19 protein-coding genes are annotated in these 15262 nt (G+C 65.5%); 7 read left to right on the top strand and 12 right to left on the bottom strand.

Features of this window, described 5'->3' with window-relative positions:
* Positions 1-3: 3 nt before the first annotated feature.
* Both ACIBQ8_RS20185 and ACIBQ8_RS20180 read right to left on the bottom strand, forming a co-directional pair.
* The gene (locus ACIBQ8_RS20185) at positions 4-1323 is read right to left on the bottom strand and encodes an FtsK/SpoIIIE domain-containing protein (protein ID WP_397192678.1); all 1320 of its coding nucleotides are present in this window, start codon (positions 1321-1323) and stop codon (positions 4-6) included.
* A complete protein-coding gene (locus tag ACIBQ8_RS20180) occupies positions 1316-1645 on the bottom strand; it encodes a hypothetical protein (protein WP_189651149.1) in 330 nt (109 codons plus the stop codon). The genes ACIBQ8_RS20185 and ACIBQ8_RS20180 overlap by 8 nt, the downstream gene beginning before the upstream one ends.
* 110 nt (positions 1646-1755) lie before the next feature.
* Between ACIBQ8_RS20180 and ACIBQ8_RS20175 the strand changes: the two genes are divergently transcribed.
* Entirely contained in the window at positions 1756-2121 is a 366-nt protein-coding gene (locus ACIBQ8_RS20175) for a GntR family transcriptional regulator (protein ID WP_397192677.1), read from the top strand.
* Here the strand turns inward: ACIBQ8_RS20175 and ACIBQ8_RS20170 are convergent.
* On the bottom strand, positions 2081-2272 hold the full coding sequence (locus ACIBQ8_RS20170; protein WP_397192676.1) for a hypothetical protein: 192 nt from the start codon (positions 2270-2272) through the stop codon (positions 2081-2083). The two genes, ACIBQ8_RS20175 and ACIBQ8_RS20170, sit on opposite strands and share 41 nt — an antisense overlap.
* Positions 2269-2484: a hypothetical protein gene (locus ACIBQ8_RS20165; RefSeq protein ID WP_397192675.1), complete on the bottom strand. Its 216-nt coding sequence runs from the start codon at positions 2482-2484 to the stop codon at positions 2269-2271. Before ACIBQ8_RS20165 ends, ACIBQ8_RS20170 begins: the two co-directional genes overlap by 4 nt.
* A 152-nt stretch (positions 2485-2636) precedes the next feature.
* On the opposite strand from ACIBQ8_RS20165, the gene ACIBQ8_RS20160 reads away from it, so the two are divergent.
* Together ACIBQ8_RS20160 and ACIBQ8_RS20155 are read left to right on the top strand one after the other, a co-directional pair.
* Complete coding sequence (locus ACIBQ8_RS20160) at positions 2637-3377, top strand: helix-turn-helix domain-containing protein (protein ID WP_397192674.1); 741 nt, start codon at positions 2637-2639, stop codon at positions 3375-3377.
* Positions 3378-3379: 2 nt separating this feature from the next.
* A complete protein-coding gene (locus ACIBQ8_RS20155) occupies positions 3380-3856 on the top strand; it encodes an NUDIX hydrolase (protein WP_397192673.1) in 477 nt (158 codons plus the stop codon).
* On the opposite strand, the gene ACIBQ8_RS20150 is transcribed toward ACIBQ8_RS20155, so the two are convergent.
* From ACIBQ8_RS20150 to ACIBQ8_RS20140, 3 genes are all read right to left on the bottom strand, one after another.
* Positions 3824-4390: an HD domain-containing protein gene (locus tag ACIBQ8_RS20150; RefSeq protein WP_397192672.1), complete on the bottom strand. Its 567-nt coding sequence runs from the start codon at positions 4388-4390 to the stop codon at positions 3824-3826. The two genes, ACIBQ8_RS20155 and ACIBQ8_RS20150, sit on opposite strands and share 33 nt — an antisense overlap.
* A gap of 66 nt (positions 4391-4456) precedes the next feature.
* The gene (locus ACIBQ8_RS20145; protein ID WP_397192671.1) at positions 4457-4939 is read right to left on the bottom strand and encodes a GntR family transcriptional regulator; all 483 of its coding nucleotides are present in this window, start codon (positions 4937-4939) and stop codon (positions 4457-4459) included.
* Positions 4920-5267, bottom strand: coding sequence for a hypothetical protein (locus tag ACIBQ8_RS20140; RefSeq protein WP_397192670.1), 348 nt, complete (start codon positions 5265-5267; stop codon positions 4920-4922). The genes ACIBQ8_RS20145 and ACIBQ8_RS20140 overlap by 20 nt, the downstream gene beginning before the upstream one ends.
* Before the next feature lie 145 nt (positions 5268-5412).
* Here ACIBQ8_RS20140 and ACIBQ8_RS20135 point away from each other — a divergent pair, with 145 nt between their 5' ends.
* Positions 5413-6147 carry a helix-turn-helix domain-containing protein gene (locus tag ACIBQ8_RS20135; RefSeq protein ID WP_397192669.1) on the top strand — a complete coding sequence of 245 codons (735 nt, stop codon included), beginning with the start codon at positions 5413-5415 and terminating at the stop codon, positions 6145-6147.
* A 198-nt stretch (positions 6148-6345) separates the two neighbouring features.
* On the opposite strand, the gene ACIBQ8_RS20130 is transcribed toward ACIBQ8_RS20135, so the two are convergent.
* The 3 genes from ACIBQ8_RS20130 to ACIBQ8_RS20120 form a co-directional block, all read right to left on the bottom strand.
* Positions 6346-7236: a DNA adenine methylase gene (locus ACIBQ8_RS20130; protein ID WP_397192668.1), complete on the bottom strand. Its 891-nt coding sequence runs from the start codon at positions 7234-7236 to the stop codon at positions 6346-6348.
* Entirely contained in the window at positions 7233-8762 is a 1530-nt protein-coding gene (locus ACIBQ8_RS20125) for a hypothetical protein (RefSeq protein ID WP_397192667.1), read from the bottom strand. Before ACIBQ8_RS20125 ends, ACIBQ8_RS20130 begins: the two co-directional genes overlap by 4 nt.
* A 1072-nt stretch (positions 8763-9834) precedes the next feature.
* Positions 9835-10494 carry a hypothetical protein gene (locus ACIBQ8_RS20120; RefSeq protein WP_397192666.1) on the bottom strand — a complete coding sequence of 220 codons (660 nt, stop codon included), beginning with the start codon at positions 10492-10494 and terminating at the stop codon, positions 9835-9837.
* A 105-nt stretch (positions 10495-10599) separates the two neighbouring features.
* Here ACIBQ8_RS20120 and ACIBQ8_RS20115 point away from each other — a divergent pair, with 105 nt between their 5' ends.
* Together ACIBQ8_RS20115 and ACIBQ8_RS20110 are read left to right on the top strand one after the other, a co-directional pair.
* On the top strand, positions 10600-11256 hold the full coding sequence (locus ACIBQ8_RS20115; RefSeq protein WP_397192759.1) for a DNA alkylation repair protein: 657 nt from the start codon (positions 10600-10602) through the stop codon (positions 11254-11256).
* 75 nt (positions 11257-11331) lie between these two features.
* Positions 11332-12363 carry a DUF4240 domain-containing protein gene (locus ACIBQ8_RS20110; RefSeq protein WP_397192665.1) on the top strand — a complete coding sequence of 344 codons (1032 nt, stop codon included), beginning with the start codon at positions 11332-11334 and terminating at the stop codon, positions 12361-12363.
* Between the two features lie 450 nt (positions 12364-12813).
* On the opposite strand, the gene ACIBQ8_RS20105 is transcribed toward ACIBQ8_RS20110, so the two are convergent.
* Positions 12814-13050, bottom strand: coding sequence for a hypothetical protein (locus ACIBQ8_RS20105; protein ID WP_397170316.1), 237 nt, complete (start codon positions 13048-13050; stop codon positions 12814-12816).
* Between the two features lie 473 nt (positions 13051-13523).
* Here ACIBQ8_RS20105 and ACIBQ8_RS20100 point away from each other — a divergent pair, with 473 nt between their 5' ends.
* Positions 13524-14186 carry a hypothetical protein gene (locus ACIBQ8_RS20100; RefSeq protein ID WP_397170314.1) on the top strand — a complete coding sequence of 221 codons (663 nt, stop codon included), beginning with the start codon at positions 13524-13526 and terminating at the stop codon, positions 14184-14186.
* A 251-nt stretch (positions 14187-14437) separates the two neighbouring features.
* On the opposite strand, the gene ACIBQ8_RS20095 is transcribed toward ACIBQ8_RS20100, so the two are convergent.
* Positions 14438-15130 (bottom strand): DUF4097 family beta strand repeat-containing protein, encoded by a 693-nt coding sequence (locus ACIBQ8_RS20095; RefSeq protein ID WP_397192664.1) that lies wholly within the window; start codon positions 15128-15130, stop codon positions 14438-14440.
* Positions 15131-15262 lie beyond the last annotated feature (132 nt).

Below are 15262 nucleotides of genomic sequence, written 5' to 3'. Positions count from 1 at the left end.
GGTTCAGGCGTTGATGGGTTGGGGCAGGTGGGCGGTGACCTCATCCCAGGCTGGGGCGAGGTGGGCGTGAGTACGGGCAGCGTGTTCGGCGGCCTGCTCGGTGACGTAAAAGGATCGGGCGCGGTACCATTGGCCGTCCTGACCGGCGACGATGGCGACGCCCGGCGTTTCGGCGGGGATGGCACGAGCTGAGGCAAGGGCCGCCGGATCGAGGTCGCCGAGCGTCATGGTGGCGGTCTCGGGATCGTTGACGCGGTGGCAGATCCGTCCGGAGCACTGGGCGCGCAGAGCGGTGACGCCGGGGCCGAGGTCGGAGCCGATGCGCTGGCCGCAGCAGAACAGGTAGATGCCGAACGCCCGCCCGAGCTGGGCGACCCGCAGCAGTGCCGTCGAGGTCTTGGCGATCTCGTCCTTCTCCGACTTGTCGGCCATCAGGTACAGCTCAGCCAGCTCGTCGACCAGGGCCACGACCGGGACCGGCCGCACACCGGGTGGAAGCTGCCAGATGTTGCGGGCGCCGGCCTGGCGGCACAGCCCCATGCGATCGACCATCAGACCGACCAGGTCATCCAGCAGCCCACCTGACTCGGCGCGCGACGTGGCCAGCGCGGACAGACGTGGCCTGTAGGGCGTGAACTCCACCCCGCCCTTGAGGTCGAAGCCGACCAGGGCCACGGGTTGCGGAGCCAGCCCGACAATCAGGGCGTTGGCGAGGTTCGACTTCCCGGACTGCGTCGCCCCCGCGTTCAGCCAGTGCGGCACGGTACGGAAGTCGATGGTCCAGGGCTTGCCCGTCTCCAGACGTCCCACCGTGACCTTGAGCAGTTCCGGCGAGGGCGGAAGCTCGTCGACCTTGACCAGCGGGTCGCGCATGGTGGCCATGAGGACGACGCGGCCGGGACCGGGTGAGGAGACGCGGATGGCGTGGACGCCCCAGGAGTGGGCCAGGCGTTCGGCGACGTCGGCGAAATCGCCGGGCGTCTGGCCCTCCAGGGTGTGCAGGGTGACACGCCAGCCGTGCCGGGTCGGCAGCGGGAGCCACATGAACGGTTTGGTGTCCACGGCGATGCGTTGCCACCTTCGCCGGACGCGGACGATGCCCGTCGAGGCGACCAGGCCGGGGACGGTGGTGAACCAGAAGCGCTGCCGCTTCTTGGTCAGCCCACAGCCGAGGGCGACCCGCCGCCACGAGGCCCGTACCGACAGACCGACAAGCGGGAAGCCGAGGACGAGCCAGAAAGACGGGTAGTGGAAGCGGCGCCAGGCCCACAGCCCGGCCGCGACGGCGGCCAGGACTGCGAGCAGGTACGGCGCGTCAGGCATCGACGGCCTCCCTGGCAGGGAGCAGCGCCGAGGCGCGGTAGGCGATGCCCCATCGGCCGGCGATCTCCCAGACGTAGCCGAGCAGGCCGACGGCGTTGACCTGGTCGCCGACGCTGATGGGGGGTTCGCCGGTGATGCCGATCTTGACGAGTTCGATCCGGCCGAACTCGTCCTCGACGGAGACGGTGACCTCGTAGACGGTGTTGCCGTTCTTGTCGGTCTTGATCTCGCCGGTGTCCCTGTTGAGCACCCGCGGTCGCGGTGCCTTGACGCAGGTGATGGCGAGCTTGCCGACATCCACAGGAATCGGGATGGAACGCATGGGCTGTGACCTCCTCTTTCTCGTTCATTCAACATAGTTAACCTAGTTGGCTTGGTTGTCAACGTCCTCTCGGTTGGCTTGGTCGATGTTTCGTGGTGTGATGGACGGCGATGGTCAAGAACACCGGGCGCCCCGGCTACCTCCAGATCGCCGACGATCTCCGCGCGCAGATCAACGGCGGCTCTCTCGCGCCCGGTGCCCCGCTGCCGTCCACCGCGCAACTCGCCGAGCAGTACGACGCCTCGCTGTCGGTGGTGAAGATGGCCGTCGGCATCCTGCGCAACGAGGGCCTGGTGATCGGCCAGCAAGGCAAGGGCGTGTTCGTCCGGGATGCGGAGGAGCGCCCCGTCGGCGACGAGCAGGCCGACGTGGCCGAGCTGCGCGCCGCCGTGCGGGACTTGTCGGTACGCCTCGCCAAGGTCGAGGAGCAGTTGGCTACGTCCACGTCACGCCGTCCCGGACGTAGCAGCCAGTGACCTTCCGAGCCAGCGAGGCCGAGGCCCCTCCGGGGTGCCGGCGCAGGCTCAGGGCCTTGTCCTGGCGGCGGATGCCGGCCAGGACCATGACGTAGCCGACGAGCAGGGTCGTGCTCAGCAGAGCGGCGATGATCAGCGGAAGCCAGCTCACGTCCAGCTCACCCCCATCGCAATCGCGCCGCGGGGGCCGCGCGGGGGACGCCTGGTCTCCGTCCGTCGCCGGTTGCGCCGGTTCCGGGCCCGCTCCTTACGCGCCCACCGGCTCCGCGCCAGGCACTTGGAGCACTGGGTCTGGCCCTCGGTCAGGGCGTTGCCGCAGTCGCACGAGGGCGTCTCGGCGGGGATGGTGATCTCATTGTTCATGGGTGCATCTCCTCCTTCGGTCGCTGCCGTTGTGGCGTTGTGCAACCGAGGATGCGACGCAGTGTTAGGACGAGATCACTACACGACGGGACATGTTCAAGACGTCCGGCCTACGATGTCCAGGTCCCCGGACGTCCTTGGGAGCAGGTGAGATGGCGAACGAACGGCTACGCGCTGCGCTGTTGCAGAAGGGCGTGAGCGTCGCGGACCTGGCTGAGGCGATCGAGGTCGATCCCAAGACCGTGGAGCGGTGGATCACCAAGGGGCGCGAGCCGTACCGTAAGCACCGGTTTGCTACAGCTTCGTACCTGGGTGTGGACGAGACGTACCTGTGGCCGCAGGCCCTCTCGCGGGAACAGGTGGTCGCCGCGTCCGAGAGCGAGGTCCTGGCGATCTATCCGCATCGCTGGGCCGTACCTCGGGACGCGTGGGGACGTCTGTTCACCGCCGCGTCCCAGGACATCGGCGTCCTGGTCTACAGCGGGTTGTTCCTCGCCGACGACGCCGCGATGGTGCGTCTGCTGGGGGAGAAGGCGCAGGCGGGCGTGCGGGTCCGTGTCCTGCTCGGCGACCCCGGCTGTGCCGAAGTCGCTCAGCGGGGAGAGGACGAGGGCGTCGGCGACAGCATGGCCGCGCAGATCCGTAGCGCGCTGATCTTCTACCGGCCGCTCCTGCCCCTGGAGAACTTCGAGCTCCGCCTCCATCAGACGATCCTGTACAACTCGATCTATCAGGCTGACGGCGACTACCTGGTCAACATGCACGTGTACGGCACCCGCGCCGGGAACGCACCCGTACTCCACCTGCGCAGGGTGGCCGGCGGCGAGATGGTCACCACCTACGCCAACAGCTTCGAGAAGGTATGGGCACAAGCGACCCCGGTGGAGTCCTGACCATGGCCAAGCGGATCGACTTCTACGACGACCCCGACGCGCCCGAGCCGAACAGCCTCGTTCCGTCCGTCAACGTCATCGTCACCAACACGGCCGGGGACGTCCTGATGATCCGGCGCAGTGACAACGACAACTGGGCCGTGCCCGGCGGCGCGATCGACCTCGGCGAGTCCATCCCCGCGGCAGCCGTCCGCGAGACGCACGAGGAGACCGGCATCACCTGCGAGATCACCGGCCTGGTCGGCACCTACAGCGACCCCCGGCACGTGATCCTCTACACCTCCAACGGCGAGGCCCGACAGGAGTTCTCCATCGTCCTGACCGGCCGCGCGGTCGAGGGCGAGCCGACTCCGAGCGAGGAGTCCCGAGAGGTCCGCTGGGTGCCCCGGAACGAGATCACGTCACTGCCGATGGACCGGTCGATGCGCATGCGGATCGAGCACTACCTAGCCGGCGTCGGCCTGCCGCACATCGGATAGCGCAGCCTCCACCGACCGCACCGAGGACACGATGCACGGGGTGGCGTCCGTGATCGACCGGCTGACCACATGCTCAGGGCCGTACCGCGAATGGATCTCGGCCAGCCGGTCGGTAACGTCCACATGCCGGCCGTCCGGGCTGGTCGTCATGTCGCAGTAGGTAAGCGCCCTGGCCAAGTCCGGTGCTTCCTGGTCGAACTCCTTGGCCAACACGTCGAACAGGTCCCGCTGCCGGGCCTCGTTGTCCGCACACGAGTGGTAGGCCACCAGGCGGCACAGCCGCCGATCCGCACCGGCGACGTCGCGCAGGTAGCGAGCGCCGTCGAGCTGATGCATGCCCGTGTCGACCAGGTCTGGGGCGTAACCGATGTCATGCAGCAGTGCAGCAGCGATTAGGGTGTCGGCCTCTTCCCCGAGGAGTTGCGTCAGAGATGCAGCGCGCTCAGCGACTCCCCGGGTATGCGCCCAGCGGCGAGGCAAGGTCGTCTCCAGCAGCTCTTTTGCCAGGCCATAGGCCCAATCGACATGCTCCACGTTGTTCACCTTAGACAGACCGCATATGGGCTGATCTAGGGGCAGATGCGGACGTCCCAGGACGTCTCATCCTCGAACGAATCGGCCCCGCCCATGCTCGACCACGACCAACCCTTCACGCTCCAGAAGGTCGAGCGCCCGCCGCACCGTATCCCGCGAAGCCTCGTACCGCTGCCGCAGCTCCTTCTCGCTCGGCAACACAGCCCCCGCCGCGAGGGCGCCGCTCTCGATCTGAGCGCGGAGCTCAGAGGCGATCACCTCATAGCGGTACGCGGTGTCCGCCCGCGGCCCCGGCACCACGCGGCCTTTCGAGGGAACCGTGACGATGACCCCCTCCTGCTCCAGGATGGCCAGGCCACGCCTGAGCGTGTTCCTGGCCACACGGAACTCCGCGCACAACTCAGCCTCGGACGGCAGCGAACCGCCCGCCGGATACCGACCGGCAACGACCCGCGCCCGCAGCCGCTCTGCGATCTGGATGTAGACAGCACCGCCCGTCAGCCACGGAGATTCGTCCACAGCCATGCCGTCAGGCACGCCGATACGCATCAGAGATCAGACCCAGATCGATGCGCAGCTCGGCCTGCTCACCCGCGCGCCAGCCGTTCCGGGCGACCTGCTCAACCCTGTCGATGGCAGCCTCCAGATTGAGGCAACTGGTCCGCTCGTCGGGCTGATCACCCCAATAGAACCAGTAGAACGGGACGTTGACGTAGACCTTGCGGATCCGAGAGCGACGATCCTGGACGCTCAACTCAGGACGCCCATCCTCAGCCGCCATCAAGACGGCCGCGATACCCCGAGGTCGTAGCCCGTTCCCCAGCTCCGTCAGCAGACGCTGCTGATAGGCGAGGCTCTGTGCTCGGCCGCTTTGCATGTGTTCCGTCCCTTCGGTGGCTCTTCCGGCCTCACGAGCATCGGCCAGGCACCAGGAACCTCTACACCGCGACTAGGGGACGTCTAGGGACGTCTCATGTTAACGTCGCAGGCAACGACGGTTCCCTCACAGGAGCGGCGGCCCCATGAACGACCACTTGCGCAGCGCGATGCTCGCAGCCCGCATCACCCCGACAGACGTCGCGGCAGCCCTCACCGTGGACCCCAAGACCGTCCACCGCTGGCTTCAAGGCCGCATCCCCTACCCACGCCACCGCTGGGCGATCGCCGACCTCCTCCAGGTCCACGAAGCCGACCTTTGGCCGCAGATCACGCGACAACACCTCGTCCTCGCCGGCGACGTACGCGCCATCTACCCCCACCGTTGGGCAGTCCCGCAGAGCGTCTGGCACGCCCTCTTCCAGGGAGCCACCGAGGAGATCGACATTCTCACCTACAGCGGCCTGTTCCTCCCGGAAGACGGCAAAATTCTCGACACCCTCACCGCCAGAGCCCGCGCAGGCGTAAAACTTCGAATCCTCCTCGGCGACCCCGACAGCCTCCAGGTCGCCAGACGCGGCACCGACGAAGGCATCGGCCCCGAAGTCATGGCCGCGCGCATCAAGAACGCCCTAACCCTTTACCGCCGACTACACGACGTCCCCAACGTAGAGATCCGCCTCCACCGAACCGTCCTCTACAACTCCATCTTCCGCGCAGACAACGAACTTCTGGTCAACCTCCACGCCTACGCCACCCCAGCCGCCGACGCCCCCGTCATGCACCTCCACCACAAGGAGGAACAAGGCGCAGCCGCGGTCTACCTCACCAGCTTCGTACGCATCTGGACCGCCGCCGCGCCGCATCACGACGAGATATAACCAGACACAGGGCAGCCCTGAAAGCAACTTCTCTACACGTCATCAAGGGCAGCCCGCCTGCGGCGGCCTGCCGCGTGTCGGGCGGTCGCTGGCCGCGCTGCGGCTCTCCGGCCGGTCGCGGCCAGCACCGCCCACGCATCAACGACACAGAACACAGGCGCTTACAATTCGAAGCGCCATCGAGCTGGTTCTAACGCATCAGGTCATGGCAGGAGGGTCCGTGAGAGGCCATCCGGCCCCGACGTCAAGCAGCGAATCAGACAGCACTACAATCTCCTTGGCCTTGCGGGCCCGGTGTGCCGAGTAGCTAAGCTCGAATTCGTGGCGCCTTCTATCCCGGTATAGATCAGCAACTTGTGGGACATTATCGTAAGTCAGCACCCAGTTTCGCATGGCGCGGGCATTCAGAACTGCAGCCAATGATTCGTGATCAGCCGGCGCGAACGCATTCATATACAGACCCCGAGCCTTGTCGAAGTAGGGCGGGTCGGCATATATAAGAACATTGGATCTGCGGGCGTACTTCTTAATTACATCCTTGCCGTCAATAGAGGTTACGACGATTCGGTCTGCGTATAGCGCCAGGATGCGTATTCGCTCAGCTAGATTGTCTCGATTAAAACGAGCATCAATCTTGTAGGGGCCCGTTTGATCGTGGCCACCGATGGGTCCTGCATTAAGCACTCCCGACCTGCTTGTTCTATTCAGATAGAAAGTTGCATATCCGAGTGCATCAATATCATAATTATCCCTATTTAGGTAGATCTCGCGCTGCTTTGCCCATTCGACTGCATCAAGCCTGGCCTCCATGATCCGCCTTCGTAGATAGTCCGGATCATTCACAAGCAGGGTCCAGAAGGCAAAAATTGCCGGGTCGAGGTCGTTTATAACGACACGCTTAACCTGTCCGGTGACCAGCAGTCCTAGCCCGGCTCCGGCTCCTCCCGCATAAGGCTCGACATAGGTGCATTCTGTGAGGCCGTTGTTACGAATCATATGCCTCAGGCGCATATACAGGGCCGATTTACCCCCAGGATAGCGCAGGGGCGAGATTCTTGGGCGGACGCCTATGGTTACGGCAGCAGTCACGGTCTCATCAGCTCCCGCATGATTGGCTCGATAGAGTTCCAGCAGTTGATCGCTTCGTCGGGGTCAACATTGAAATGATGATTATGATTTACTGCGTTGAGGGCATCGTTTGTCGCAGTATAATTGATGACTTTACCGGTTCGAAGCTGCGAGATCGGTTGGTTCAGACCCCTTGGACCGTTCTGGGCCACGTACTCACTAAGCCACTTCAAGGCGTGATGCAGTTGGACATAACCGTGAGAATTGTTGCCGCTCGCCTGAATGCTAACCCCTTTGGCGTCAGCATATGCCTTTATGCTTTTCTCGAGTAGTGCCCGAAATGCCAAGAAGGCGGTATTTGGAAACTTTTGGATGTTGAGGGCCGATAGCTCCTCAATGTGAAGCCGAACGGCGACTGGGTATTGCGACGGAACAACAAGATGCCCTAGAGCCAGGTAGCGCGTTTTGCCCTTCTTGGAAACAGGCTGTTTCGGCTTTGGTCCCTGAGGATTCGGCTGCTGCTGCCCTGCTGCTGGAGGGGAAGTGGGCTGCGTAGGCCCCGCCCCAGATCCAGTCGTGGGACGCGGGTTGGAACCCGGGCTACCCGTAGCCCCCGAACCAGCACCCCCTGCACGACCGGGGTTACCGCCAGGCGTCACTACTGATGTTTGAGGCGCATTTTCGGCAGCCTCCTGTAGCTCCTTGATGAGCCGGGTAAAACGAGGACTTCCGACGGTATTAAGGCTGCGAGTGTTTAGATCGCCGTCTTTGATGCCCTCGACTATGATTGTCGCCACAGCTTTTAGGCCTTCATCAGAAATCGCCTTACCCACGACGCCCTTATCGTCCATCACGAGCCCTGTTAGATCAAGAAAGCCCTTGGACTCATAGATGCGAGACAGTGTCGACAGGCCTCGCCGCCACTCCTTGGTGGCTACGAAGTCTTTTAGGCCGGGATCGTCGTAATCCATATTCTTGAACAGATTGACGATATGGCTGCGAAATACGAAGTATCGGACGTCGATTGTGGGATACCGCCGCTGAAGATCCGCGAGCTTTCGCCCAGCATCGATTTGTGCCTGAAAGAAGGCGGCTTGACGTGCCGGAGACCAGGGACGTCGGATGTTACCTGTATGAATGGCGGCAATAAGTTGATCTGCGAGGCTCTGATTGGGGGCAACCATCACGCGGATGTTAGCGAGCATGCTGATGTCTTGAATATTCGCCGATAATGCAACTACGCGTGCTTGGTATTTAGGGACAAGCATCGGATTCTGGATGGCCTTAAGTGCAGCAACCCGTCGGTTGCCCTCCACCACCACGTACTGACTACGGCGCTTGACGACGATGGGCGTCTCGTGCGTCAGATATCCAACCTTTGAGATCCCGTCCACCAGCCCCAACGCATCCTCGTTGGCGAACAGATCTTCGAGGATGTCTGCTTCGACCTGGGCGTCCGTAGTCTCCAGGCGCACATTTTTGGGGTCGAGGCGGACGCCCGTGAGCACCGGCAACTCGAGCTGCGGCCATTGGGCTGTGTTCAGCACTGAGTCTCCACCTCGTCACCCTACGATTCAGCCTTTAGAGAATGCTAGTACCTGTGGACCATGAGTTCGAGATGGCGTTTCGCCTGCTATAGGCAGGGCATATAGATTGCCCTACGCCCGCCTGTCCCGTTTTATGCCCCGTCAGACGGTTTGGTGTGATTGTGGCATCGATGTCTGGCTCCAGCGGTCGGGCCCGGCTAGCAGCCCCGCGCACCGGGGGCCTGCCATTGGATCACGTGTAGACCTTGTCTCCAGACGTTGCGGAACATACCTGGATGCTCCGGTATACCAGACGAGCTCACCCTGTCTCCGCGTTCTCCTACCCCGGGATCGATTGCCCGAGGCCGTGACGATCGCACACTTCGGTACGGGTCTGTCGTGGTCGGGGCGATCGACGCCGAGTCCCTCCTTCGTCGGGACTCGCCACCGGACGTCTGGGCGTGAGCAGGGGAGCGACACCGGAAGGACGCGGCCTGGTGCGCCGGCCCGTTCCGCCGCGAACGTCATGTGGCCCCGATCGTTTCCCTAGCAGTACGCGGACTTACGACGGACGCGCCAGCGGTACACGATGCCGTTGACGGTGATGGCCTGCGTACCTCTCTTCTGGATCGCCATGAGCAACCTCCTACCCTTGTTCCGTCACTGTTCCGTGGAAGGGCCGAGAACAGCGAGAAACGACGAGAGCCAGTCGCAACAATAATTCCTGGCCAGGCTCCTGATCGACAGGTTTTGGCAGGTGTACACGGAGGAGACCGGAGATCACCCAGATCTACGAGGGCACCAACCAGATCCAGCGCATGGTGATGGCCAGGCAGCTCCTCAAGTAGCCCCTGACGTGCGGAACCCGAGACCGCGGGGTGCGGCCTCGGGGTTCGCGGATCAGTCGGGCCGTTCGGATGGCTTGCGTGCTGAGGCCGTTCTCGAACCTGTGCTGCAGGGGGGGCGCTCATGGCGTGAGGATCTTTCCCGCCATGGTTCTTCGTGGCCTGTTCGGCGGTTTCTGTCCGGAGCTTGATGGGGCAACGTACCGGAGAAGCAGCGTTCGCGGCTTGGGGCGGTGCCGGTGCGGCGGTCAGACGAAGCCTTCGGCGGTCAGGCGGGTGCCGTGTTCGTCGATGAGGTGGCGTTGGCCCGAACCGCCGACGACGCGGCACCAGCTTTCCACGGTCAGCTGGGTTCGCTCCAGCCGGTAGCTGAAGCCGCCGTACATGCCGGGGACGGCGAACCAGCAGGCCGGGTGCCGTTGCTCGGTCAGAGGTTCCAGTTCGGGGAGGCGTAGCTGGTGCTCGGTGACCAGGTCGTCGGCGCGTTCGTGGATCAGTGCGTGGAAGTGGCGCTGGATCGAGCTCAGGGTTGCGGCCGGCAGGTGGTGGTGGATGACCGGGGCGAGCGGTGCCAGGAGGTGGTGGTGTCCGCGGCGCGTGGCGATGTCGATCGGCCGCTCTCCTTGAGCCGTACGGAGCGTGCGCCAAGCGCCGCGGGCGGCCAGCCGGTGCACGACGCTGACGTCGGCGCCGTGCCAGGCGGCCTGGTGGAGCGGGGCGTATCCGCTGGTGCCGCCGACTCTGCCGCCGTTGACCCATTCGGGATGCTCTTCGAGCAGCTCGAAGACTGTGGGCCAGGCGCCGTCACGTGCGGCGTCGGCCAGTTTGTCGCGTCCTTCGATCAGGTGGTCCCTGTAGCTGGACCGCAGAGTGACGCCGTCCCACCTCGAAGCCTTGCCCTGTTCCATGCAGTCCCTGTCCGGTCGGTCACGGAGACACACCAAAGTACGTTACGACGCGTTTAGGCTGGAGCTGCTTCTGAGGAGGTGGCCGGGGTGACGTTGACCGAGGTGATGGCCGAGCTGGCCGAGCTGGAGGATCCCAAGGCGCGCGAGGTGAACGAGAGGCACGGCGACGATCACGGCGTGAACCTCGGCAAGCTGCGCGCCCTCGCCAAGCGGCTGAAGACGCAGCAGGAACTCGCACGCGAGCTCTGGGCGACGGGGGACACCGCGGCGAGGTTGCTGGCGACGCTGGTCTGCCGTCCGAAGGCGTTCGAGCGGGACGAACTGGACACCATGGTGCGCCAGGCGCGTACGCCGAAGGTGCGCGACTGGCTCGTGAACTACGTGGTGAAGAAGAGCCCGCACTCCGAGGAGCTGCGCGTGGCCTGGTCGGCCGATCCCGATCCGCTGGTCGCGAGCGCCGGGTGGGCGTTGACCGTCGAGCGCGTGGCGAAGAAGCCCGAGGGGCTCGACCTGGTGGGGTTGCTCGACGTCATCGAGGCGGAGATGAAGGACGCCCCCGACCGCCTGCAGTGGGAGATGAACAACTGCCTGGCTCACATCGGGATCGAGCACGCCGAGCACCGCGCCCGTGCGATCGGCATCGGTGAGCGCCTGGAGGTGCTCAAGGACTATCCGACGTCCCCGGGGTGCACCTCGCCGTTCGCGCCGGTGTGGATCACGGAGATGGTACGCCGGGAGCAGGGCGGGGCGGCGGCTTCCTAGGTGGCGGCCCTGATGGTTTCAGGGGCTCAGGGGTTTCTTTACGCTGCTTCGTTCGCGATGTCAGCATGTCCGGCCATGGACATCGACGGCTTCTGGGAACTGATCGAGCGGTCCGGCCGTGCGGCTGAGACCAAGGACGCGCGGCTCGCGTGGATGCTGGAGGAGCTTTCCGGCCGTTCTCCGGAAGAGCTGATCGACTATCAATGCCTGTGGACGGGTGTTCAGGCGCGCGGTTGCACCATGGATTTGTACGCCGCCCATTGGTTCGTGTTCAGCAGTGGTTCGCTGGACGGGTTCGAATACTTCGTGAGCTGGCTCATCAGCCTCGGGCGAGAATCGTTCGAGGGGGTCGCCGACTGCCCGGACCTGCTCATCGAACTGCCTCAGGTGTTACGTTACCTGGATCTCAAGAGGGCATATTCCGCCTCGAAGAAGGCCCGCTCGCGGGACATGGTGCGTCGCCTTGAGGAGGAGGGGCCGGATTTCGAGCTGCTGGCCTACGTCGCGCACGAAGCCTTTGAGAGGGTCACCGGTTCGGAGTCCGCGGCGTTGTACGAGGCCGTTCATGGGCGCGGGGTTTTCAGCGGTTTCCCTTTGATTCCGGCGCTCGGGGCGTCCCGGATGGTGAGCAATGGGATTTCGAAGACCCGCGGGAATTTCGGCGGAGGTTGCCGCGAATTGTGCGTCATCGGCGGTGTGAAGGACGGGAAGGATTTCGCCATCGCTCGGAATTCGCGCGGGTCCGGGAGTTGGAGGCCCGCGAATCGTGATGCGTGGTTCGACCTTGCCCGTCGACGGTGGGGCGTGTTACGGCGTGTGGTCGGTGTCGATGCTTTCGCGGCTCCAGATCTGCCTGGCGCGGGGGAGGTCCCTGATGGTGCCGCCTTCCGGGATCATGCCCCAGAGGAAGGGGACCAGGTAGGCGGGCGGGCCGCCCAGGAGTTCGGTCAGTTCGTCCTCGGTGACGGCGAGGGTGAAGCGGGGGCCTGGTCGGGCGGGGGTCCAGCCGTGTTCGAGTGCGCGGCGGACGCATGCGGCGACGAGCGGCGGGCGGACCGCGATCGTCCGGGCTCCTCGCCAGTTGTCCGGCCGGGCGCAGGGGAGTGACACGAGCAGGACGCGGCCGGGGGCCTCGTCGCGTTCGACGACGAAGGTGAGCGGGGCCGCGGATCCGCCGTCGTCGAAGGAGGGTCTGTGGCTGACCCGCCAGCGGAAGGCGGTGCCGTCGACCGTGATGAGCCGCGAGCCCTTCCTGGGCATCGCCATGGGCGCCTCCGGGTGCTGCCTTCGCGACAAGTGCGTGCGGACGGTCGCCAGCGTAGCCCGCCGCCGTCCGCGGGCAGGAGCGGAACGGCAGGTGTGGGACGGGCTCGGGGGAGGTGCGGTCCGGGAAAGGCGCGGTCAGGCGGGGCCCGTCCGGGAAGGTGCGGTCAGGGGAGGTGCGGTCAGGCGGAGGTGTGGGACCGGTGCGGGGTCTCCGACCGGTCCTCGGTGCGTTCGCCGTCCGTGCGGGTGCGGGGGTGTGCGGGTGCTGGACGTGCCGGGGGGCGGGGGCGGTCAGTTGCTGGTGTCTTGTGACGGGGTTTCGGGCTTCTGGGAGTTCAGCCAGGTGTGGACGGCCGAGGTGCCGGTGATCCAGAGTGCCGCGAAGCCGCCGGAGGCCGTCGCGCCCGCCATGATGGCGCCCGCGACCGTGCTGCCGTTCCCGGTGGCGAGCAGGCCGGCGACGACACCCACGAGCAGCGCGAGCAGGGCGCCGCTGACCGCCGACCAGATGAGGGTTGCCTTGCTCATTCGTGTCCCCTTGCCGTACGGGCTTGTTCGTTGACGTAGGAGTACCAGCGGGACTCGGGGGCGCGTCCGCGCAATTGATCATTCCGGCCATGATCGCGCTTGCCTCGGACGTATTCGGACGACATCGGATGGATTCGGCCGAGAAGGTCTAGAGGGGCGGATGTGTGTGATGAGCATGGCACCCCCACAAGACCGACTTATGGCACTATGGCTGCTTATCTCAACGCAACGAGAGGGTGGCGCCTGCCCGCCTTCTCGAAATGCCACTTCCACTCTTAAACCGGACAACGGTGTCCGAACCGGGGCGGCTCATGAAGGATGTCGATCAAGGCGAAGATCACCTTGCTCTGCTCGTGACACGTCTGAACAGATTGCGTGAAATCGAATGCGGAAACCCCTCGCTGAAACGGATCGAAAAAGTCGCGCTCGCCCTTTTGGCCGAAGACCCCGAACGAAACAGATGGCGCCGGCCGTTGCCGAAGTCGACCGTCTCCGACCTGCTGAACGGCAGGTCGCAGAAAGTGCCGGATTTCATGCTGATGCGGACCATCGTCGAGGTGTGCCAGGTGATCGCGGTGAAGTCCGGCATGCCCATCGAGTCCGTGGAGGAGCTGACCGCCGAGTTCAGCGCCCTGTGGCAGGCCGCCAAGGCCGAGGCGGGGGAGGCCGCGCGACGCCGCAACGGATCGCCGGCCGCCGCCCTGACCGGCGGGGACGTCCTGGAGCCCGCGCCCGGCGAGCAGTCGTCCTGGCGGCCTTCGCCCACGGATCTGCGGGTTCCGCTGCATTGGGGACGTCTGGGCATGTTCCGGCTGCGGTCGGCGGAGAGAGGTGACGCCAGGGCCGCCCACGAGCTGGCCGTCCTGCTGGCGTGCGAGGCCTGTGGCGCGGGTGGGAAGGAGGCCGAGCATTGGCGGCGGCTGGCCACGTACTGGAACCACCGGGCGCTCGGCGCGGTGCCGGAGGCGGCGGGCTTCCAGCTCCGCGGCCGCCGGCTGGTGGTGATGGCCAGGGCGCTGGCCGAGAAGTACGCCGAGGCGGGCAAGCCCAGCTCGACGTACTTCTGGAAGGCCGTGCGGCAGGCGGAGACGTCCGTGCGGACGGTGGAGGCGCGGCAGGAGGCGGAGGTCGGCTGACGCCTCCGAAACACCGGCGCGCCCCTACAGGTTGGAGGCACGCCTCCGAAACACCGGCGCGCCCCTACAGGTTGGAGGTACGCCTCCGAAACACCGGCGCGCCCCTACAGGTTGGAGGTACGCCTCCGAAACACCGGCGCGCCCCTACAGGTTGGAGGCACGCCTCCGAAACACCGGCGCGCCCCTACAGGTTGGAGGCACGCCTCCGAAACACCGGCGCGCCTCCGAAACACCGGCGTGGCCGGACGGGGTCAGCGGGTCAGGACGCGTACGTTGCCGTACGTGCTGCGGGCGAGGATGCTCCTGGAGCTGGACTTCGTGCTCTTGATGTCGGAGTGCTCGGAGCCGTCCTGGCTCTCGACCTTCACCTGGTAGGAGTCCTTCGGCACGCGGACGGTCACGCCGCCCTCCCGCGACTTCAGGTCCAGGTCGGCGGGCGGCGCGGCGAAGGCCAGGGAGATCGAGCCGTCCAGGGTGCGTCCGCGCACGCTGGACGACCGCAGCCCGTCCCCCTCGATGGTGCCGGAGTCGGTCAGCAGACGCAGCTTGCCCGAGGTGTCCTTGACCTCGATGCGGTCACCGCTGGAGACGTCGACGTCCTGGGTGAGGCCGTTCAGGATGACGCCGTCGGGGGAGTCGATCGTCAGCCGCACCCCGGCCGGGACCTTCACGTGGTAGCGCGCGCCGCAGTCGCCGACGATGAGCGTGCAGTCGGCGCTGAGCCGCAGCACGCCGTCGCGCAGCGACCAGGAGGGGCTGGTGGACGCCTTGCCGCGGGTCCAGCGCCGCACCTCGACGGCCGGGCTGGTGGCGGGCAGCACCCGCACCCCGCCCAGCGACGACGAGATCTTCAGTTCGGCCCCCGTGAACGGGAACGTCCGGACGGCGGGAACCTCGTCGCTGTCGAAGCGCACGCTGCACCCGGTGACCGCCACAATTGCCACGATTACCAGCAAAAGCCTCATGAAAACGATCGTGGCGAACCGGCGGCGGAGGCCCATCGGCCGTTCGACCGATGGCCCTCCGCCATTCGGCCATAGGAACCACAGCCCCGACGCCAGGGCGCCGGGGAAGAG

It is taken from the genome of Nonomuraea sp. NPDC049646 (assembly GCF_044465525.1).
Classification (GTDB): domain Bacteria; phylum Actinomycetota; class Actinomycetes; order Streptosporangiales; family Streptosporangiaceae; genus Nonomuraea.
This window is presented reverse-complemented; position numbering and strand designations above follow the sequence as displayed.